The organism is Flavobacterium sp. FlaQc-47, assembly GCF_044006475.1.
Lineage (GTDB): Bacteria > Bacteroidota > Bacteroidia > Flavobacteriales > Flavobacteriaceae > Flavobacterium.
In genome coordinates this window covers 300,297-320,690 of record NZ_JBIPCQ010000006.1, presented here as the reverse complement: position 1 = coordinate 320,690, position 20,394 = coordinate 300,297, and the positions used below count along the sequence as shown (strand labels likewise).

The 20,394-nt window shown below is 34.0% G+C and carries 17 protein-coding genes and 1 pseudogene; 12 read left to right on the top strand and 6 right to left on the bottom strand.

From position 1 onward, the window contains the following. The first annotated feature begins 460 nt into the window (after nt 1-460). Nucleotides 461-2,311: a rhamnogalacturonan lyase gene (locus ACHRVX_RS19545; RefSeq protein ID WP_395335295.1), complete on the top strand. Its 1,851-nt coding sequence runs from the start codon at nt 461-463 to the stop codon at nt 2,309-2,311. A 46-nt stretch (nt 2,312-2,357) separates the two neighbouring features. Here the strand turns inward: ACHRVX_RS19545 and ACHRVX_RS19540 are convergent. From ACHRVX_RS19540 to ACHRVX_RS19525, 4 genes and pseudogenes are all read right to left on the bottom strand, one after another. Beyond that, nucleotides 2,358-2,807, bottom strand: a pseudogene (locus ACHRVX_RS19540) (transposase); the annotation flags it as partial. 115 nt (nt 2,808-2,922) lie between these two features. Next, nucleotides 2,923-3,300, bottom strand: coding sequence for a hypothetical protein (locus ACHRVX_RS19535; protein WP_395335294.1), 378 nt, complete (start codon nt 3,298-3,300; stop codon nt 2,923-2,925). Between the two features lie 308 nt (nt 3,301-3,608). Further along, on the bottom strand, nt 3,609-4,013 hold the full coding sequence (locus tag ACHRVX_RS19530) for a helix-turn-helix domain-containing protein (protein WP_395335292.1): 405 nt from the start codon (nt 4,011-4,013) through the stop codon (nt 3,609-3,611). Nucleotides 4,014-4,095: 82 nt separating this feature from the next. Beyond that, the gene (locus tag ACHRVX_RS19525; protein ID WP_395335290.1) at nt 4,096-5,136 is read right to left on the bottom strand and encodes a GntR family transcriptional regulator; all 1,041 of its coding nucleotides are present in this window, start codon (nt 5,134-5,136) and stop codon (nt 4,096-4,098) included. A 387-nt stretch (nt 5,137-5,523) separates the two neighbouring features. Between ACHRVX_RS19525 and rhaT the strand changes: the two genes are divergently transcribed. The 10 genes from rhaT to ACHRVX_RS19475 all read left to right on the top strand — a co-directional run bounded on the left by rhaT (nt 5,524) and on the right by ACHRVX_RS19475 (nt 18,365). Then, nucleotides 5,524-6,573 carry an L-rhamnose/proton symporter RhaT gene (rhaT, locus tag ACHRVX_RS19520; RefSeq protein WP_395335288.1) on the top strand — a complete coding sequence of 350 codons (1,050 nt, stop codon included), beginning with the start codon at nt 5,524-5,526 and terminating at the stop codon, nt 6,571-6,573. Between the two features lie 21 nt (nt 6,574-6,594). Beyond that, nucleotides 6,595-8,736 carry a bifunctional aldolase/short-chain dehydrogenase gene (locus ACHRVX_RS19515; RefSeq protein ID WP_395335286.1) on the top strand — a complete coding sequence of 714 codons (2,142 nt, stop codon included), beginning with the start codon at nt 6,595-6,597 and terminating at the stop codon, nt 8,734-8,736. Between the two features lie 398 nt (nt 8,737-9,134). Next, nucleotides 9,135-10,409 (top strand): TIM barrel protein, encoded by a 1,275-nt coding sequence (locus ACHRVX_RS19510; protein WP_395335284.1) that lies wholly within the window; start codon nt 9,135-9,137, stop codon nt 10,407-10,409. A gap of 352 nt (nt 10,410-10,761) precedes the next feature. Continuing rightward, nucleotides 10,762-12,123, top strand: a complete 1,362-nt coding sequence (locus ACHRVX_RS19505) for an FGGY-family carbohydrate kinase (RefSeq protein ID WP_395335282.1) — start codon at nt 10,762-10,764, stop codon at nt 12,121-12,123. A 315-nt stretch (nt 12,124-12,438) separates the two neighbouring features. Continuing rightward, complete coding sequence (locus ACHRVX_RS19500; protein ID WP_395335279.1) at nt 12,439-13,179, top strand: (Fe-S)-binding protein; 741 nt, start codon at nt 12,439-12,441, stop codon at nt 13,177-13,179. Nucleotides 13,180-13,327: 148 nt separating this feature from the next. Further along, nucleotides 13,328-14,728, top strand: coding sequence for a lactate utilization protein B (locus ACHRVX_RS19495; protein ID WP_395335277.1), 1,401 nt, complete (start codon nt 13,328-13,330; stop codon nt 14,726-14,728). Further along, on the top strand, nt 14,721-15,308 hold the full coding sequence (locus ACHRVX_RS19490) for a lactate utilization protein C (protein WP_395335276.1): 588 nt from the start codon (nt 14,721-14,723) through the stop codon (nt 15,306-15,308). The genes ACHRVX_RS19495 and ACHRVX_RS19490 overlap by 8 nt, the downstream gene beginning before the upstream one ends. 817 nt (nt 15,309-16,125) lie before the next feature. Further along, nucleotides 16,126-17,022, top strand: coding sequence for a carbohydrate kinase (locus ACHRVX_RS19485; protein WP_395335274.1), 897 nt, complete (start codon nt 16,126-16,128; stop codon nt 17,020-17,022). A 323-nt stretch (nt 17,023-17,345) separates the two neighbouring features. Beyond that, nucleotides 17,346-17,798, top strand: a complete 453-nt coding sequence (locus ACHRVX_RS19480; RefSeq protein WP_395335272.1) for a hypothetical protein — start codon at nt 17,346-17,348, stop codon at nt 17,796-17,798. Nucleotides 17,799-17,978: 180 nt separating this feature from the next. Next, entirely contained in the window at nt 17,979-18,365 is a 387-nt protein-coding gene (locus tag ACHRVX_RS19475; RefSeq protein ID WP_395335269.1) for a helix-turn-helix transcriptional regulator, read from the top strand. A gap of 74 nt (nt 18,366-18,439) precedes the next feature. Here ACHRVX_RS19475 and ACHRVX_RS19470 read toward each other — a convergent pair whose 3' ends face one another. Further along, nucleotides 18,440-18,772, bottom strand: a complete 333-nt coding sequence (locus tag ACHRVX_RS19470) for a YegP family protein (RefSeq protein WP_395335267.1) — start codon at nt 18,770-18,772, stop codon at nt 18,440-18,442. A 237-nt stretch (nt 18,773-19,009) separates the two neighbouring features. Between ACHRVX_RS19470 and ACHRVX_RS19465 the strand changes: the two genes are divergently transcribed. Beyond that, nucleotides 19,010-19,492 carry a copper resistance protein NlpE gene (locus ACHRVX_RS19465; RefSeq protein ID WP_395335264.1) on the top strand — a complete coding sequence of 161 codons (483 nt, stop codon included), beginning with the start codon at nt 19,010-19,012 and terminating at the stop codon, nt 19,490-19,492. Nucleotides 19,493-19,510: 18 nt separating this feature from the next. Here the strand turns inward: ACHRVX_RS19465 and ACHRVX_RS19460 are convergent, their stop codons facing one another. Next, nucleotides 19,511-20,389: an AraC family transcriptional regulator gene (locus ACHRVX_RS19460; RefSeq protein WP_395335262.1), complete on the bottom strand. Its 879-nt coding sequence runs from the start codon at nt 20,387-20,389 to the stop codon at nt 19,511-19,513. Between the last annotated feature and the right edge of the window lie 5 nt (nt 20,390-20,394).

Here is a 20,394-nt window from a genome sequence, read left to right as displayed (position 1 = left end):
GTTTTGACGGGTATACACAGGTTTGTTTTTTTGTCATCGATCAAGGGAGAAATCACACAAGAAAAGATTGCCCACGGATGATGCGGGTTTTGACGGGTTAACACAGGATTCTTTTTTTTGTCATTTCGAGCGAAAGGAGAAATTACACAAGAAAAGATTGCCCACGGATGATACGGGTTTTGACGGGTTAACACAGGATTCTTTTTTTTGTCATTTCGATCGAAGGGAGAAATCGCACAAGAAATTCCGTATAGAATTTCGCCAATCTTAGTAGAGTTGCGAGTGTGATTTCTCCCTTCGGTCGAAATGACAAACTTGTCCTAAAACAAATCAAATCAAAACCAAACCAACCTAAAAACTTTGCGCCTCTGCGACTTTGCCGACATAAAATAAAACCAGCGAGAAACCGTCCAAAACCCGTATAATCCGTGTGCCATGACAATCCCTAAAAACAACAATTATGAAAAATAAAATGTTACTATTATTTCTTTTATCCAGTTTATTTTCATTCCCACAAAGACAAATGGAAAATCTTGACCGAGGCGTTATTGCAGTAAAAAACAACAATCAGTTTTTTGTAGGTTGGCGTGTTTTAGGAACAGATTCTGATGATTTGGCTTTTAATTTATATCGAAAAAGCGGTACTAAAAAAGCAGTTAAACTAAATGATAAACCCATTTTTGGCGCAACAAAGTTTATTGATACAAAGGCCAGTACTCAGGAAGAAAATACTTGGTTTGTAAAAACAGTTTTAAAAGGAAAAGAAACCGATGCAAGAGGAAGTTTTACGATTCCTGCACAAAGTCCGGATAAAGATTATTTGTCTATAAAACTAAAACCAGTTGCAGGATATATCCCGAATGATCTTTCGGTTGGCGATTTAGACGGTGACGGGCGATATGACCTGATTGTTCATATGACAGGAAAAAGTCTTGATAATTCTTTTAAAGGAATTACAGATCCGCCTATATTTCAGGCGTATACATTAGACGGTACTTTTTTATGGCAAATTAATTTAGGAAAAAACATCCGCGAAGGCGCACATTATACCCAATTTATGGTGTACGATTTAGATGGCAACGGCATTTCGGAATTGGTGTGTAAAACTGCCGATGGTACAACAGACAGTCAGAACAATGTTGTTGGCGATGCTACAAAAGACTGGCGCGACGTCGATCCTGATTCTCCTACTTATGGTAAAATTTTAAAAGGTCCTGAATATCTTTCTGTTTTTAACGGAAGAACAGGAAAGCTGATTACGACCACTGAATATATTCCGGAACGAGGCGATCTTGCAGGCTGGGGCGGAAGAGGAGGAAGCGGAGGAAATGACACAAAAGGAAACCGAGTAGATCGTTTTACGGCTTGTGTTGCGTATTTAGACGGAATTCATCCCAGCGTTGTAATGTGCCGTGGATATTACGGAAGAACCGTTTTGGCGGCTTGGGATTTCAAAAATGATCAATTAATTTCGAGATGGGTTTTTGACAGTAAAGATGCTGAGAATCCGTATTCCGGAATGGGAAATCACGGACTTACGGTTGCAGATGTAGATAACGACGGAAAAGACGAAATCATTTACGGCGCCATGTGTGTCGACGATGACGGAAACGGATTGTATACAACTGGTTTCAGGCATGGCGACGCTTTGCATGTTTCTGATCTTGATCCTGATATTCCGGGCTTGGAAGTTTTTGGAATTCATGAAATAGAAAACGGAACAACGGGTCCGGGAGTTACTTTATTTTCTGCTGCTGATGGAAAAGTTTTATTTACCGGTTCTCTTAACGAAGATGTGGGTCGTGGCGTTGCAGATAATATCGATCCAACCCGAAAGGGCGCACAATGCTGGTGGTCAGGATCGCCGTATTTGCATGATATGAAGGGAAATGAAATTGGGAAAGCACCCACGTCGACTAATTTTTTGATTTATTGGGATGGAGATTCTTCCAGAGAATTGCTGAACTCTAATTATATCGATAAATACAATGCAGGCAGATTATTTACGGCAACAGGAGCAGTATCTAATAATGGAACAAAATCCACGCCGGCACTTTCTGCCGATATTTTAGGAGATTGGCGAGAGGAATTAATTTTAAGATCTGAGGATAATACTGAATTACGAATTTATTCTACCACAATTCCTACCGAAATCAGGCAATATACTTTAATGCACGATCCGCAATACAGGTTAAGTATCGTTTGGCAAAATGTAGGTTATAACCAGCCTCCACATACCAGTTTTTATATGGGAACAGGCATGAAATTGGCTCCTAAACCTAATATTGTTCTGGTTGAAGTAAAAAAGTAATTAAAGATTTTGAAAAGGAAATAATTTAAATTTCAATACTATCCAATTCCTTATTTTTAGTAAAAGTGAGTTTTCCTATTTCGTTCAAAAATTCAGAATCAAATTCAGTATAAGCGCGTAAAGTATATTTTTGATCTCTTTTGTACATGACAAAACGAATTTTCTGAACCATTAACCAGATCGGTTCGTATCGTTTGTGTCCTAATAAGTATTGAATTTGCAGTATAGAAAACCTTCTTTTTGAGAGTGTCATTAATTCGATACAAATCATCCAGTATTTTATGGGTAAATTTGAGTTTTCCATAACGGTACCGGATCGAAGACCAATTCTGTTTTTACAATTTTTGCACTGAAATTTCAAATCAGATTTCCGAAAAGAATGCGCATTATGCGAGCATTTTTTGCAGATCAAACCATTTTGCAGACGCATTTTTTTAAATTCTTCAATGCAGATTTCTTCATTCGGATATTTTTCGAAATATTCCCGTAATTCCATTTAACTATTTTCTGGGTTAAATATAGATAAACGAATCCTTCATCCAAAAAAAAGGCATAAAAAAAGAGAATATTCGATTTGAATATTCTCTTTTTTACAATTATAAAAAATGCAATTACAATTTTTCTGCTATTTCTTTTTTGTATTTATTAAGGATAGATTTTGTCATTCCTAAATTAGCTTTAGTAGAATCTACTGCTAAATAAATAAAGTATTCTCCATTGTCAGATACGTCAATAATATGAATCTGAGATGTAAGTGTAATCATTACATTGTCAACAGCTTGCCCTTGTAAATTTAATGCTTTGATCGCGTTCATTTTTGCTTTCACTACTTCAAGATTAAATGCAGAAGCTAATTCAGGATCGAAATCGCTCAACACAGATTCTGAATAATAGGACATTCCGCTTTTGATTTCAGCTACAGAAACTGCAATAAAACCAGGTACATTCTTTTTTAGATCTTCTCCAAACTGTTTTAAAAAATCAGACATAAGTTTTTATGGTATTTTAGGGTTTTGCAAATCCTTTGTTCTGGATTTCCGGCAAAATTATAGATATCAATCTATTTAATTATCCGCAATACGTACCCAAAACTTATTTTTTTGCAGTCAATAATCTATTTTTTAAAAGTTTATGAAATTCCGTAAAAAATTAAATAAAAAGTAAAGAATCTTCTTATTTTAAATCCCGATGCCTCGGATGTGCTCAACAATATCGCGTTAATTCTTTCCATACCAGTTTAAATAAAACTAAAAAAGAGACTCGAAAGTCTCTTTGAATTATAATATATACTGTAAAATTATTTATTGATTAATTTTTCAAGCCTTACCATCATCTCATCTTTTTCTTTCAGCATACGCTCGTATAATGCAATCTTTTCCTCATGCATCTTTAGTACTTGTTCTATGGGATTAAAAGTAGGATTATCATTTCTCTGATATCCAATACCATTATTACCAAAAGTATTTGCAATAACATTCACCACTTGTTCCTCATCAAAATTCTGAAAAGCTTCAACAGGAATTTTCAATGAGGTTGAGATTTGTTTCAGTAATTTATCTTCAATTACATCTTTTTGTTCCAGCATAGAAATTTTCTTTTGATTCCATTCATTTCCCAGATCAAAAGCCAATGCTTCTTGTTTGATACCAAGCATTTCTCTAAAGCGTTTTACGTTTCTTCCCTGATGTATTTTCTGTTCCATAATGAATATCAATTTTTTCTGAAGGCTCAAAGATAAAGCCATTTCGATTATAAATTCTGAGTTTCAAAGATAAATTAAAAATCTAAATCGAATTTCGATCGATAAAATTAAAAGGCACTTTTACCTGTCCTTTTTCTTTATTCAAAATCATTCGGGCAGCGATTTCGCCCATCACATTAAAATCAGTAGACATTACTGTGATTCCCAAAAGTTCTTTTAAAGGAGTATCATTATAAGAGATTATGCCAATATCTTTACCTAGAACATATTCTTCATCGCGAATTTGTTTCATTAAATTCACCAAATCAGATTCTTCTATGGTAATAAATAAATCACCTTTTTTTAGAATCATATCGTCATAAACTTCGCTCAGAATCTCAAAATTGATTTCGTGCTCGACACAAAACTTTTTAAATCCGTGTAAAATTCTTCGCGGATAAGGATAAACAGCCTTGTCCGGATACACTAAAATTAACCTCTTGTATTTGGTTATTTTCGAAAGTCCTTCCTTTAACGCATTATAAATATCATTTTCAAAATCCTGATAAATTTTGATAATTTCACCGTCCATTCCCAGTTTTATATTGTCCATTAAAACCAGTTTATCATCCGGAATTCTCTGGATTGCCTTTGCCACTTCATCCGTAAAACTCAAGTGTTTTAATTCATCTGTTTTAAAATGCGTTGTAATCACATAATAATCATAAGCGCCTTCAAACTTGTCTAATAAGTTGAGAAACAAGGTTTCATCACAATGGTAAATATGCAGGTCAACATGCGCATTTGCGCCAACGGTATTGATAAACGAGTTGTACGTTTTCATTTTATAAGCACTCAGTTTATTAAGCACAAACAAAATATTAACTTTAGATTCAAGTTTGGTTCGGGTAATATAATAGCCTTTTCCCCGAATAGATGATATTATTTTTCGCTCTTTTAGAATGTTGTATGCCTTTTCTACCGTATCTCGTGACATATAAAATTCTTCACTAAAGCTATTTATGGAGGGTATTTTTTGATTTATTTTTAAATTTCCGTTCGCAATATTCTGCAGGATCGAGTCTACAATTTGTTTGTATTTAGGAACCCTTGAATCTTCATCTATTTTAATAAGTTTAATCATTTTTTTGTGGCTTGTAAATTAGGAGACAGCTGGTTACAACATAATCTTACATCATAATTTGTATAAAATTTGAGCTTAAAATTATAGAATAAACCTGTCCGGTACTTTTCTCACAAAAGTTTTAAAATTAAATAAGGCTTATTTTATATTTTTTGCTGATTTGTTTATTTCTGGCAAATTGAGGATATAATAATTACGAAATCGATTGCTAAAATAGAAATTTTAAATGTATATTTCTACTATTTCGGCGCTCTTCTTTGTAATTATTAGCAGTTTTAACATACTTAGCAAAACTATAAAGGATAGTACAGGACAGTTTTCTTTTTTACATTCTATTATTTTACAAAACTAAATTAACTATCACAATAACCACAAAATAAATTATTAATGGAATCATTATTAGGAATTATTTTTCATTCTATCGGAGGATTCTCTTCAGGTAGTTTTTATATGCCTTTTAAAAAAGTAAAAGATTGGGCTTGGGAAAGCTACTGGATCATTGGAGGATTTTTTTCCTGGTTAATAGTACCGCCAATCGCAGCTTATTTAACGATTCCAAATTTTGCTGAAATCATTGCAACTGCTTCTCCATCAATAAAAGCATTTACATTTTCAATGGGATTGATTTGGGGAATTGGAGGGTTAACTTACGGTTTAGGCGTTCGTTATTTAGGAATGTCGTTAGGTAATTCTATCATTCTTGGATTTTGTTCTGCTTTTGGTGCCTTGGTTCCTTCTATTTATTACGATATATATCCTACTGCAGGTAAAATTTCATTCAGTCATATGCTTTCAAATCCGGGAGGACAACTGGTTTTAGCAGGAGTTGCGGTTTGCCTTTTAGGAATTGCAATTTCCGGAAAAGCAGGAATTTTGAAAGAAAGAGATTTTGCATCCGGACACGAAGACAGAGACAAGGATTTCAGTTTAGTAAAAGGTCTGATAATCGCAGTAATTTCAGGGATTTTAAGTTCGTTTTTTAACTACGGAATCGAAGCTGGAAAACCAATGGCAGAAACTGCTGTAAGCTACGGTTGTAATCCGCTTTTTCAAAATAACGTTACTTATATCGTTTTGATGTGGGGAGGTTTAACCACCAATTTTATCTGGTGCATGTACCTGAATTTCAAAAACAAAACCTTCTCAGATTATACGAATAAAAATACACCAATTTCAAAAAACATCCTTTTTTCGGCAATTGCGGGAACAATGTGGTTTTTACAATTTTTCTTTTACGGAATGGGCGAAAGCAAATTAGGAAACGGTGCAAGTTCATGGATTTTACACATGGCGACCATTATCCTGACAGCCAATTTTTGGGGATTTTATTTGAAAGAATGGGCGGGAGTTTCTAAAAGAACCCTTAGAACATTTGCCTGGGGAATTGCATTAATCATGCTGTCAATTGTTTTAGTTGGAATTGGAAATTCATTATAAACAAAATATAACATAACAACAATGTCGAATATAAATATAAATAATATGACTTTTAAGCATGTAAGCTATCTTTGGGATGAGGCTCAGGCAGCAGCATTGGCAGGAGATGAAGTGGCGCTTTTCATTTATCGTTCTAATTTATTAGGAGCTGATTTACGATTGACTAACTATGGCGGTGGAAACACATCGGTAAAAATTACTGATAAAGATCCGCTAACCGGAGCAAGCTCTGAAGTGATGTGGATCAAAGGCTCTGGTGGAGACATTGGTACACTGACAAAATCAGGTTGTGCGGCACTTTATCTGGACCGACTACGCAATCTTGAAAATGTGTACAGAGGAATTGAGTTTGAAGATGAAATGGTTGAATTATTCAATCACTGTATTTTTGATTTGGCTTCAAAAGCACCTTCTATAGATACGCCTTTACACGGTTTTTTACCCTTTAAACATATCGATCACTTACATCCTGATGCAGCAATTGCAATTGCAGCGGCCAAAGACGGAGCTAAAATTACCGATGAATTATTCAACGGCGAAATTGGATGGGTAGGATGGCAGCGTCCGGGTTTTGACTTAGGACTTCAGTTAAGAACTTGTCTGGAAGAAGCAGAAAAAAAAGGCAAAAAATTACGCGGGATCATGTTAGGTTCCCACGGATTATTTACCTGGGGAGATACTGCTTATGAAAGTTATATCAACACGCTTGAAGTAATCGAAAAATGTGCAGAATATTTAGAGAATAACTTCGGAAAAAAACGTCCTGTTTTTGGAGGTAAAAAAATAGAAAGTCTTCCTGTAGAAGACCGTAAATTAAAAGCAGCAAAAGTAGCCCCAATTTTAAGAGGTTTCTGTTCATCAGAGCGTCAAATGATTGGACATTATACAGATGATGCGAGAGTTTTGGAATTCATAAATTCAAATGATTTGTCAAAATTAGCGCCGTTAGGAACTTCTTGCCCGGATCACTTTTTACGTACCAAAATAAGTCCTTTGGTTTTAACCTTAGAACCCAACGAAGATTTATCAGATGTTGCGGCAATCAAAGCAAAATTAACACCCGCTTTTGAGGCATATCGCGCCATGTATAAAGACTATTACAATACTTGCAAAAAGTCGAATTCGCCGGCAATGCGTGACCCAAATCCTGTAGTGATTTTATATCCGGGAGTGGGTATGTTTACGTTTGCCAAAGATAAAACAATGGCACGACTGGCATCAGAATATTATATCAATGCAGTCAATGTAATGAAAGGTGCCGAAGCAGTTTCAGAATATACTTCGTTACCGCGTCAGGAAGCTTTTGATATTGAATATTGGTTGCTTGAAGAAGCAAAACTGCAGCGTATGCCTAAACCAAAAGCATTGTCAGGAAGAGTAGCTGTAATTACAGGTTCTGCGGGCGGAATTGGTAAAGCAATTGCGAAGAAATTTGCTCAGGAAGGCGCTTGTGTTGTTATCAACGATATCAACGAAGAACGTTTAGAAACCGCTACATCTGAGTTTATTAAGTTATTTGGTAAAGATGCTGTATCAAGTACATTGCTAAATGTGACGGATGAAAAAAGTACAGAAAAAGCATTAGACGAAGCTTGTCTTGCTTTTGGCGGTGCAGATATTATAGTGAATAATGCAGGAATTAGTATTTCTAAATCTATTGCAGAACACACACTTGACGAATGGGATAGATTATATGATATTCTGGTAAAAGGACAATTTATTGTTTCTAAAGCAGGAATTGAAGTAATGCGCAAACAGGGATTTGGCGGAGACATTGTAAATATTGTTTCTAAAAATGCAGTTGTTGCAGGGCCAAATAATCCCGGTTACGGTTCAGCAAAAGCAGCTCAGGCACATTTAACACGTTTGATGGCTGCCGAATTAGGTGCCGATAAAATTCGTGTAAACACAGTAAATCCCGATGCAGTAATCTCAGACTCCAATATTTGGTCCGGAGGCTGGGCAGAAGGTCGCGCAAAAGCATACGGTATCACGGTGGAAGAGTTGCCGGCTTATTATGCAAAACGCACGTTATTGAATGAAATTATATTGCCGGATGATATTGCAAACGCCTGTTTTGCCTTTGTTGGTGGTTTACTGGGTAAATCAACAGGAAACGCCTTAAACGTAGATGGCGGCGTATCAATGGGCTTTTACAGATAGATTGTTAAGTTTTTAAGTTTGTTTAAAGCAAAAGTGGTTTTTTGTGGTCTAGCGTTCGATATCATTCGGACGTTAGATTTTTTTTAGACATGCCACATCGCATAACAAGCGCATAATAGCATAAAATAGTAAAGTTAAACCAGAGTTCAGTTTATATAATTTTAACTTGTTGGTTTTATTCAATTTAAACACATAGTCCCGATAGCTATCGGGACATAGATTTAAATGTGTAAAAAGAATACAAAAAGAAACTCATTTCTTTTCACATACCAGCTTTGTGTATTTAAATAAGTGAAACGCCTTATTTTTAGAAAAAAAGCTATGTTTCTATGTGTTAAAAATAATTAGCCAAAGCAGTAAATTATATATATTGTAATCTCTATTAAAATAAAAATAATATGTTAATCGAATCAAACAATATCGCATCTCACAACGACGATTTATTAAAAAAACATCAAAATAAATTTGCTTTTACAGTATCAGAAATTGGTGATACAGAATCGATTATTCAAAAGTTAATCGATTTTCAAATCGCAATTCCATCGTGGGCTTTAGGAACAGGCGGAACCAGATTCGGGCGTTTTGCCGGAGGTGGAGAACCCCGTTCAATAGAGGAAAAAATTGAAGATGTAGGTTTGCTTCATGCCTTAAACAATGCTTCGGGAGCGATTTCATTGCATATTCCGTGGGATATTCCGCAAGATTATAAAGCAATAAAAACTCTTGCGGCACAACACCATTTAAGATTTGATGCCATGAATTCAAACACCTTTCAGGATCAGTCAGGTCAGGAGAATTCGTATAAATTCGGATCGTTACAAAACGTAAACAAAGCAGTTCGCAAACAGGCAATTGCTCATAATATAGAAGTAATTCAACACGGAATCGAATTAGGATCAGAATCATTAACAGTTTGGTTAGCAGACGGATCTTCTTTTCCGGGACAATTGAATTTTCGTAAAGCATACCAGAATACATTAGAAAGTTTAGAAGAAATCTATGATGCTTTACCTTCAAACTGGAAATTATTTTTAGAATACAAATGTGCTGAGCCTAACTTTTATTCAACGACTGTAGCTGATTGGGGGCAATCTTATTCGTATGTTAAAAAGTTAGGCGACAAAGCGCAGACATTGGTTGATTTGGGACATCATTTGCCAAATGCCAATATTGAGCAAATTGTTTCCTTATTATTAATGGAAGAAAAATTAGGAGGATTTCACTTTAACGATTCAAAATACGGAGACGATGATTTAACTGCCGGAGCTTTAAAACCATATCAATTATTCTTGATTTTTAATGAATTAGTAGAAGGAATGGACGCTCGCGGAATGAATCACGCCAAAGATTTAGGCTGGATGATCGATGCATCGCACAACATCAAAGATCCTTTAGAAGATTTATTACAATCTGTTGAAGCCATTATGATTGCCTATGCTCAGGCACTTTTAGTAGACAGAAAATCACTAGAAATTGCACAACAGGAAAATGACGTGGTAAAAGCGCAGGAAATTTTGCAGGATGCTTTCCGTACAGATGTTCGTGCCTTAGTTGCCGAAGCTCGTTTGCGTTCCGGCGCGGCATTAAATCCGGTTGGATTGTATCGCAGTCTTTCCATCAGAAAAAATCTAATTGGCGAAAGAGGATTAAAAACGTTGGCAACAGGATTGTAAATTATGAATTATGAATTAGCCTTGTTGGGTGTAATTTTTTTAACACATAGAAACATAGATTTTTTTAGCTTAAAAAAGGCGTTTCACTTATTTATAATACACAAAGCTAGCTCTGTGAAAGAAATATATTTCTTTTTTGAGATCTTTTTAAAGTTTAAAATCTATGTTTCTATGTGTTTAATTCAACTTTTATTAGTTATACCCAACGCGTTGATTAATAAAATAGTGCTTTATATGTTTTAATATAAACAACTAAAAGACTTTGCTTAACAACATTGAACTATTAACACGAAAATCTAAATCCTTTAACTCATAACCTATAACTCATAACTCAAAACTCAAAATTAAAGGAATGAATGTAGTTGCAATTTTTGACATTGGTAAAACCAACAAGAAAGTATTTTTATTTGATGAAAATTACAAAATTGTTTGGGAGAAATCAGTAAATCTTGACGAAACCGTTGATGAAGATGGTTTTCCCTGCGAAGATATAGAAGTGCTTAAAAACTGGATTTTCGAGCAATTATCAGAAATAAAAAACGGGACAGATTACGTTTTAAAAGCCATCAATTTTAGTACCTATGGTGCCAGTTTTGTCTACATTGATGAAAAAGGAAAAGTTTTAACTCCCCTATACAATTATTTAAAAGAATATCCGGAGGAGTTAAAAAACGACTTTTATAATAAATACAAAGGGAAAGAAGCTTTTGCAGTCAAAACTGCTTCACCCGTTTTGGGAAGTCTGAATTCAGGAATGCAAATTTACAGACTGAAAGAAGAAAAGCCGGAATTATTCAATCAGGTAAAATACTGTTTGCATTTACCGCAATATTTGAGTTTTTTATTAACAAATGAAGCTTTTTCGGATATTACAAGTATTGGATGCCATACCAATCTTTGGAATTTCAAAAAGATGAAATATCATAAATGGCTCAAAAACGAAAATATTTCGGCTAAAATTCCACCGCTTCATTACGGAAAAGACATCATCAAGCAGCAAGACGGATTAGCCATTGGCGTGGGTTTACACGACAGTTCATCGGCAATAATTCCGTACACGATCAATTTTACAGAACCTTTTGTTTTATTATCCACAGGAACATGGAGCATTTCGCTCAATCCGTTCAATACTAAACAATTGACTTTTGACGAGTTGCAACACGATTGTTTGTGTTACATGCAATACACAGAAAAGCCTGTAAAAGCAGCCCGATTATTTTCAGGCAACGAACATGAAATACAAACCAAAAGATTAGCAGCACATTTTAAAGTTCCGGTAGATACCTATAAAGAAGTTTATTTCGACAAAAAGATAGTGTCAAATCTAAGAGCCTTAAATTTTCAGATTATTTATCCAAAGAAATATGATTTTGATATTTTAAAAGAATGTCCCTTTCAAAAAAGAGATCTCAATAATTTTAAAAGTTACGAAATTGCCTATCATCAATTAATGCTCGATATCGTAGAACAACAGTTTTTTTCGACTAATTTAGTGCTTCATAATAGTCCTGTAAAGAAAATTTTTGTCGATGGTGGTTTTAGTAAAAATTCTATTTTCATGAATTTACTGGCAGAAGCTTTTCCGGATATCGAAGTTTATGCAGCGTCGATGGCGCAAGCAAGTGCTTTAGGCGCAGCATTGGCAATTCATGAAAACTGGAATCCTAAACCGATCCAGAATGATTTGATCGATTTGAAGTTTTATAAGCACTAGAGTTTGAATTAAAAATTTTGAATTAAAAATTAAAAATAATAGCCACAGATTAAAAATTTTTCACGCAGATTTGGCGTATTTAAGCAGATTTTAATTTTTAATAATCATTCCTCGTTTCTTGGAATGACAAAAAATGAGGATTAAAAAGATAAAAATATTCGCCACGAATTGCACAAATTCCCGCTAATTAATTCGTGCTGATTGTTGAAATTCGTGCCAGAAAATAAAAACAGAAAAATCTGTAAAACCAGTTCAATCCGCAAAATCCGTGGGCTAATACTCCACAGATAAAAGGATTAAATAATTACCCAGAATATGAAAATCGGATTATTTATACCGTGTTATGTCGACCAGTTTTATCCAAAAGTAGCCATTGCAACCTATGAACTTTTGCAGAAATTAGGCTGTGAAGTTCATTTCCCGATGGGGCAAACCTGTTGCGGACAACCTATGGCAAACAGCGGATATCAATATTTAACCAAAGGCTGTGATGCCAACTTTATAGCCAATTTTTCCGGATTCGATTATATCGTTTGTCCGTCCGGAAGTTGTGTTTTGCATGTTAAAGAACATTTACATGACGAAAAACAAGAGGAACTGGCAGCAGCAATGCGCAGTAAAGTTTTTGAATTGACTGAGTTTATTACCGATATTTTAAAAGTAGAATCTATTGAAGGAAATTTTCCTTACAGAGTCGGAATGCACGTAAGCTGTCACGGTCAACGCGGATTAAAGCTTTCGCAGATGACAGAATTAAACGCACCATTTTTCTCAAAACCGGAACAATTACTTCATAATATAAAAGGTCTGGATTTAGTTTCTTTATCCAGAAAAGATGAATGTTGTGGTTTTGGAGGGACATTTTGTGTGACCGAAGAAGCAGTTTCGGTCAAAATGGGACAAGATCGAATCAAAGATCATGAAAACCATCACGTAGATTATATTACAGGTGGAGATATGTCGTGTTTAATGCATTTAGAAGGAATTCTGAAAAGACAAAAAAGCCCGATAAAAACCATTCATATCGCCGAAATATTAAATTCACTTGAAAATTAAAAAATAAGTTTGAGTGTGATTTTTAACCGCAAAGAAAAAAAACGCAAAGTCCGCTAATATTAAATTTAGCTTTGCGGTTAAATTAATTGCCAATAATTAAGATTTAGAAATTTAATTAATTTCAAAATTGACTTTTAAATAATTAAAAATGTCATCAGAAAAAGTTATACCGCACAGCGAAGCCGCAACACGTTTTAACAAAGATGCAGAACGCGTAAACTGGCACGACGAAACACTGTGGTTCGTTCGTGAAAAGCGAGACAGAGCGGCGCACCAAATAAACGATTGGGAATTACTTCGTGAAACAGCTTCCCAAATTAAAAATAACGTGCTTTCAAATATTCACGATTATCTTATTGAATTTGAAGCTAATGCACAAAAAAACGGCATAAAAGTACATTGGGCTGCCGATGCACAGGAACACAATGAAATCGTGCATTCGATAATGGCAAAACACGATGTAAAGCAAATGGTGAAATCAAAATCAATGCTTACAGAAGAATGCCATTTAAACGATTATTTAGCTGAAAAAGGCATAGAAGTCATCGATTCAGATTTAGGAGAATATATTGTTCAGCTTCGTAAAGAACCACCCAGCCATATTGTTTTGCCTGCAATTCACCTAAAAAAAGAAGATGTAAGCGAAACTTTTCATGAACATCTTGGTACAGAAAAAGGAAACATCGATCCTCAATATTTAACCGAATCTGCACGTTTGAGTTTACGAAATACATTCCTAACCCGTAAAGTAGCTTTAACAGGAGTCAATTTTGCCATTGCAGAAACGGGCGAAATTGTAGTTTGTACCAATGAAGGAAATGCCGATATGGGCGCACATTTAGCCGATGTTCATATTGCGTGTATGGGATTTGAAAAGTTAATTCCGCAACGCAAACATTTAGGTGTTTTTCTGAGATTATTGGCACGAAGCGCAACCGGACAACCCATAACCACTTTTTCAAGTCATTTTAAGAAACCCAGAGACGGAAAAGAAATTCATATTGTGATTGTGGATAACGGCAGAAGCACCCAATTAGGAAGAGAAGATTTTAGAAATTCCCTAAAATGCATTCGTTGTGGAGCGTGTATGAATACGTGTCCCGTTTACAGACGCAGCGGCGGACACAGTTATCACAACGCTGTTGCAGGACCAATTGGAGCGATTTTAGCACCCAATTTAGACATGAGCAAAAATGCCGACTTACCATTTGCAAGTACACTTTGTGGTTCATGCACTAATGTTTGTCCGGTAAAAATTGATATACACGACCAATTGTACAAATGGCGTCAGGTTTTGGTAAAAGAAGGACATACGCCAACATCAAAAACAATTGCAATGAATACGATGGCAAAGGTTTTAGCGAATCCCACGATTTTTAATATTGCCGGAAAATCAGGTCGTTTTGTAATGAAAAATATTCCCGGATTAGTACATAATAAAATGAACAAATGGTACGATCAACGCGAAATGCCAGAAGTTCCCGAGGAATCTTTTAGAGAGTGGTACAAGAAAAATTCAAGAGAATCAAAAGCAAAAAACAATGAGTAGTAAAGCGGATATTTTAAATAAAATAAAGCAAAACCAACCTGCTTTTGTTACTGAATTACCTAACCTGAATGTTTTAGGTTCAGAGCAATTTGATATTCTGGAAACCTACAAAACAGTACTTAAAAATATTGGAGGAGATCCTGTTGAAGTTTCTGATTATACTGATATTTTAGAATATATCAAAAAAAATTATGCGATTGAAAAACGCATTATTACCACAATTCCGGAACTTTCTGGAATTGCCGCTTTAGACTGGACAAATGAGGATCCGCATTCACTTCAGGATGTAGAGTTAAATATTATAAAAGCTCATTTTGGCGTTGCCGAAAATAGCGCGCTTTGGGTGACAGATGATCTTTTGGGACAACGTATTTCACCCTTTATCGCCCAATATCTGGCAATCGTAGTACATAAAAAAAATATTGTAGCCACAATGCATCAGGCATATGAAAGAATTGGAAATCAGGAATATGGTTTCGGGACTTTTATTGCAGGACCATCAAAAACCGCTGATATTGAACAATCATTAGTTTTAGGAGCACACGGCGCAAGAGGTTTAATTGTTTTTTTATTGGATTAAAGAATAGCTTTAGGAGTGTAATATTTATAGCATAAATTATTTGCGTTATTTTCAATAGATCCATCGGAACTATATATATCACCCCGATGGGGTTTTTGTTGAATGCGTTTGTGAATTTCTATAAATATAACGTCACGCTGTGACTATCTTATAGAAATATTATAAATTTAAGATTACGGCACTAGACAATTAATTATTTTTTTATTAGAAAGAAGAAAGCTCCAGCGGAGCGCAATATTTATAGCATAAATTATTGGCATTATTTTCAATAGCTCCATGGGAGCGATATATATCACCCCGATGCGGTTTTGTTAAATAAATTATGGATTTCTATAAAGATAACGTCACGCTGTGACTATCCTATAGATTAATAATAAGGCATAAATTGGAGAGATTACGTCGCCAGAGAATTAGCAATTTTTTGCTAGAAAGAGGAGAAAGCTCCAGCGGAGCGCAATATTTATAGCATAATTACAGGCATTCTTTTCAATAGCTCCATCGGAGCGATATATAATCTGGATTCAATAGATTTTTATATGTCATCTCGCCCGTAGGAGACCCAAGCGGTAGCGAACCTATAAAGTAGGTCACATCCCAATATTCGACACAGATTTACGACATTCTTTGCGGAATTTTTAATGTGATTTATCTCGCTCAGCTTCGGGATTGAAATGATAAGATTGTACTTTTGGTAAACCTAAATTCTTCTTTTAAAATCGTCTTTTTACTCATTAGACATTCTCAATTTTTTAGCACGGCAAAAAATAAAAGTCTAACTTTATAGTTAGAACCTATATTAAATATAAAAAAGTTGAGCATGAATATAAAAAAAAGCCTTAAAGCAGTAGCCTACGGAGAAGTACTTTGGGATGTTTTTGATGATGAAAAAAAAATTGGCGGCGCACCTTTAAATGTCGCTTTACGAATGAAAACATTAGGTTGTGATGTCGCCATGATAAGTTGTGTAGGAAATGACAAAGACGGCGAAGACATTATCAATCACGTAAAAAAATTAGGACTTGAAACTGATGTTATCATACAATCAAAGGAGTATCCAACAGGATTAGTCGAAGTGACATTAGATAAAAAAGGATCTGCAAGCTATATTATAAATTATCCATCGGCATGGGATAAAATTGTGTTGAATGATCAGGCTAAAAATATAGTGAAAGATGCAGATGTACTAATTTACGGAAGTTTGGTTTGCAGGGACAAAGTATCAAGGAAATCTCTCGAAGAATTATTAGAAACAAATGTATATAAAGTTTTTGATGTCAATTTAAGAAAACCACATTATACGTATGAAATTCTGGATAAATTAATGCAATCTGCAGATTTTATAAAATTCAACGACGATGAATTGTTAGAAATTGCTTCGGCTTTAAAATCACCTTTTACACCTTTAGAAGACAATATCCATTTTATAATCAACCATACAAGAGCAACGGGAATTTGTGTTACAAAAGGCAAACACGGAGCTTTATTATTCTGGGAAGGAAAATTGTATGAAAATAAAGGATATCCCATTAAAGTTGCGGACACAGTAGGAGCGGGCGATTCCTTTTTAGCAGCATTGACTACTTCATTACTTACAGGAAAAGATCCTCAGACAGCAATAGATTTCGCCTGCGCAATAGGAGCTTTAGTTGCCGAAGCTCCAGGTGCAAATCCCGAAATTTCAGATGCTAAAATTCAGGAATTGATGTCGAAATAAATGTAATCCTGCCGATTTTAATTTTCAAACAAAAACAGGGTATTCAAAAACACCACTAAAATCTTTTTCAAATCCACAGAATTAGCCATTAATTGGATAGCAGAAACTTTAAATGTTACTAAATCGTTTTTGTAGATTTTTGACAAGAAATATTGTCCAAGCTAAATTCTGACGCAAAAGAGTAAAAAAATAAGTAAAAATTGATGTTTTTAGATTTAATTACAACTTATAGTTATATTCTATAAGAGGGTTTGTAAGAAAAAAAAATGAGATAATCGTAATATTGCTCTACCAGTAATGTTTTATATTAATCCCAAATTATTATGTTCCTTACCCTAACACAAGACCAGGTCGACTTTCAGTACGGATCAAATAGATGGCGATACAGTTTTAATGAAATTTTAGAACTTGGTTTACTCAAAAAAAAGAAGACTTACTTTCTTGAAAATTCCGCTTTTATTTTAGTTACAGCTTTGGCATATTATTGCATGGTTTTCTCCAGTTTAATGGAGTTGTATTACATAGGTCCAACTTTACTAATATATACAATTCTTATTATTTTGAGATTTTACAATGATATCGAATTTGAATATTATGTCATAGTGAGAGACATTTATAAAAAAGAAACCAAAGTAAAAATCAAAATCGCAGATCGGCCTTTGGTAGGCAAACAGATTGATCAGTATTTACATCACAACTTTGACCGACTTTTAAAACACACAACTAACCCACAAATTGAACAATGCTATTACGAGCAATCTCCCAATATGATTTAGTTTTGATAGCAGCTGCTATTTTATATGGTTATTTTATTACAACTAAAAAAAAATGAACAAATACTGCACAAACCTACCATTGAAGTAGTATAGATATTACACATTTAAAAAATTATAGCTGTAATACTAAAAGTTTAATACCGGTCCGTTTTAGCTATAAAAATACCCCTAAATAAAATTATGACCTCTTCAATAAAAAACAAAATCAAAAGCATTAGAGAATTAAAAAATTATACCCAGGAATATATGGCGGATCAACTAGGAGTTACACAGGCAGGTTATAGTAAAATTGAAAAAGGAAAAACGATCCTGTCTTACATAAAATTGGTCGAAATTGCCCGTATTCTCGAAGTCAGCGTCGAAGATGTTATTAGTTTTGACAGTCAGAGATATTTTAATAGTTTCAATAAAGTAAGAGGAAATAATAACGGAAGCATCCAGATTAACTCTGATAATACAGCCACTTTAAAGGCACTTTATGAAGATAAAATAAAACTGTTAGAAAAATTATTAAACAAAACAGAAGAAGAATTATCTCGATATAAAGATAAATACGGACAACTTTAAATAAGTTTTGTAAAATAAAAAAGCAAAAAAACGGGATTTTTATAATCCCGTTTTTTTAATATTGTAGAATAAATTTATACTGTTTGATCGTCTGTAACCGCGTCAGCGGCGTTTGTTTTTACAGATTCAATTCCGTTATCTCTTCCGCTTACACTTTCATACATTTCGCTCGAACCAATTATTTGCCCGTTAGTGGCTTTTAAATTGAAATACCATTTTCCGCTTTTAGATTCCAGTTTTTCAAATTTGGTATCATCTTTCGAATTTTTTTGAACAGATTCAATTCCGTTTTCACAAGCCGATTTCGAGCTATAGCCTTCACTGCTTAAAATTGTCTGACCATTTCCTGCTTTTAAATTAAATTGGAATTCACCATTGGTTCTTTTAGTAATTACAAATTTTCCCATAAGGTTTTTATTTTAGTTAAATTATTTATTTTGGTACAGATAAAAATACAAAACTTCATCATATAAATCATACAAATACTAAAAATATTAGATACACTATTAGATATTTACAAAGTAGAAAAAATGGTATGCCCTATTAAATGTCTTTCTAATTTATTTCAGAAAAAAGCTAAAACAAAAGCCATTACTGAATTTAAATACAAGAATATTCTTATATTTGTTTTAAAACTATATTCTATGAAAAAGTTAATTTTAATGCTCATTTTTGCCTGTGTATTATTGTCTTGTAATTCTAAAAACAAAGAAGAAACCGGTCAAATATCATCTCCGGAAACAGATAATGAAAATACAGAAGATGCTTTAGATAAAGTATCTGTATATGAAGGATTACTGCCGTGCGCAGATTGTGAAGGAATCGAAACTGTATTGAAAATTTATCAGGGTGATGGTACGATGGAAACACATAAATTTGAATTAATAACAATTTATAAAAAAAAGCAACCGGAAAAAAAGAGAGTACAAAAAGGAAATTACAATCTGGAGAGAGGATTAGGGAATGACCCCGACGGAACAATCTATGTACTTAATTATGATAAGCCGGAAGCAGATCAAATATTTTATGGATATTCTGCCACAAATCCGGATAAGATATTTCTATTAAACAACAAGCGGGAAAAAATAACATCTAAATTAAATTACTTTTTAATGCTGAACGAATAAAAATTCCTGTATTTAAATTTAAAAATTACTTATTATCAAAAATTCTTTGCGATACGTACTAGGCGTCTTTCCTATTAGTTGCTTAAAATATTTATTGAAATTCACAAAATTTTGATAACCACTTTCATAGCATACATCTGATATGGATAATTTTTCATTTTGTAAAAGCTTGCAGGCATGTCCGGTTCTTAATTCATTTAAAAAACGTGTAAATGACTTTTGAGCCCTCTTCTTAAAAAAAGTGCAAAAAGCCGGAGGAGTCATGTGAGCTATGGAAGCGATAGTTTCTAATGAAATAGGTTTTGTAAAATTCATCATGATGTAGTTATAAACTTTATTCATTCTTTCAGTATCTTTTTCATTATAGGAATAGCTGTAACCCAAACCTGCCAGAAATTCATATTCATCTGTATGAAGCATAATATTCACAATTTTAAAAAACTCAATTACCTGAGAAAGTCCCTCCATAATTGTCATTTTTTCTAAATGCTTTGTTATTTTTTTCTTTGTTTTCCCACTAAAACGCATTCCTCTGTTTGCTTTTTCAAAAAGAGTTCTTTTTTTGGACAAATCCCCAACATCATTGCATACTTTTTCAAAAAAATTAAGTGGAAAATAGATTACAATCGCCTCAACAGATTTATTCTTGTGAGGATGATTACCTGTTACATCTTCATACCACATATGAGGAAGATTTGGACTCATAAGTACTAAATCTCCATCATGAAAACTCGTAATACTGTCCCCGATAATTCTTTTTCCGTTGCTTTTTTGAACAAAACTTAATTCACAGAAATCATGAAAGTGAAACGTGGCGTCAAAATCATGCTTCTTTACTTTTTTAACAGTAAGCAGAGAAGATTGATGACAGGGTAATTCAATTAATATGGCTTTCATAATAG

Excerpts from the sequence above, each read along its gene's own strand:
- ACHRVX_RS19510 (WP_395335284.1), top strand. The coding sequence starts at position 9,135 with ATGTTAATCGAATCAAACAATATCGCATCTCACAACGACGATTTATTA.
- ACHRVX_RS19490 (WP_395335276.1), top strand. The coding sequence starts at position 14,721 with ATGAGTAGTAAAGCGGATATTTTAAATAAAATAAAGCAAAACCAACCT.
- ACHRVX_RS19495 (WP_395335277.1), top strand. The coding sequence starts at position 13,328 with ATGTCATCAGAAAAAGTTATACCGCACAGCGAAGCCGCAACACGTTTT.
- ACHRVX_RS19460 (WP_395335262.1), bottom strand. The coding sequence starts at position 20,389 with ATGAAAGCCATATTAATTGAATTACCCTGTCATCAATCTTCTCTGCTT.
- ACHRVX_RS19530 (WP_395335292.1), bottom strand. The coding sequence starts at position 4,013 with ATGGAACAGAAAATACATCAGGGAAGAAACGTAAAACGCTTTAGAGAA.
- ACHRVX_RS19515 (WP_395335286.1), top strand. The coding sequence starts at position 6,595 with ATGTCGAATATAAATATAAATAATATGACTTTTAAGCATGTAAGCTAT.
- ACHRVX_RS19480 (WP_395335272.1), top strand. The coding sequence starts at position 17,346 with ATGTTCCTTACCCTAACACAAGACCAGGTCGACTTTCAGTACGGATCA.
- ACHRVX_RS19505 (WP_395335282.1), top strand. The coding sequence starts at position 10,762 with ATGAATGTAGTTGCAATTTTTGACATTGGTAAAACCAACAAGAAAGTA.
- ACHRVX_RS19470 (WP_395335267.1), bottom strand. The coding sequence starts at position 18,772 with ATGGGAAAATTTGTAATTACTAAAAGAACCAATGGTGAATTCCAATTT.
- ACHRVX_RS19465 (WP_395335264.1), top strand. The coding sequence starts at position 19,010 with ATGAAAAAGTTAATTTTAATGCTCATTTTTGCCTGTGTATTATTGTCT.
- rhaT (WP_395335288.1), top strand. The coding sequence starts at position 5,524 with ATGGAATCATTATTAGGAATTATTTTTCATTCTATCGGAGGATTCTCT.
- ACHRVX_RS19500 (WP_395335279.1), top strand. The coding sequence starts at position 12,439 with ATGAAAATCGGATTATTTATACCGTGTTATGTCGACCAGTTTTATCCA.
- ACHRVX_RS19525 (WP_395335290.1), bottom strand. The coding sequence starts at position 5,136 with ATGATTAAACTTATTAAAATAGATGAAGATTCAAGGGTTCCTAAATAC.
- ACHRVX_RS19485 (WP_395335274.1), top strand. The coding sequence starts at position 16,126 with ATGAATATAAAAAAAAGCCTTAAAGCAGTAGCCTACGGAGAAGTACTT.
- ACHRVX_RS19535 (WP_395335294.1), bottom strand. The coding sequence starts at position 3,300 with ATGTCTGATTTTTTAAAACAGTTTGGAGAAGATCTAAAAAAGAATGTA.
- ACHRVX_RS19545 (WP_395335295.1), top strand. The coding sequence starts at position 461 with ATGAAAAATAAAATGTTACTATTATTTCTTTTATCCAGTTTATTTTCA.
- ACHRVX_RS19475 (WP_395335269.1), top strand. The coding sequence starts at position 17,979 with ATGACCTCTTCAATAAAAAACAAAATCAAAAGCATTAGAGAATTAAAA.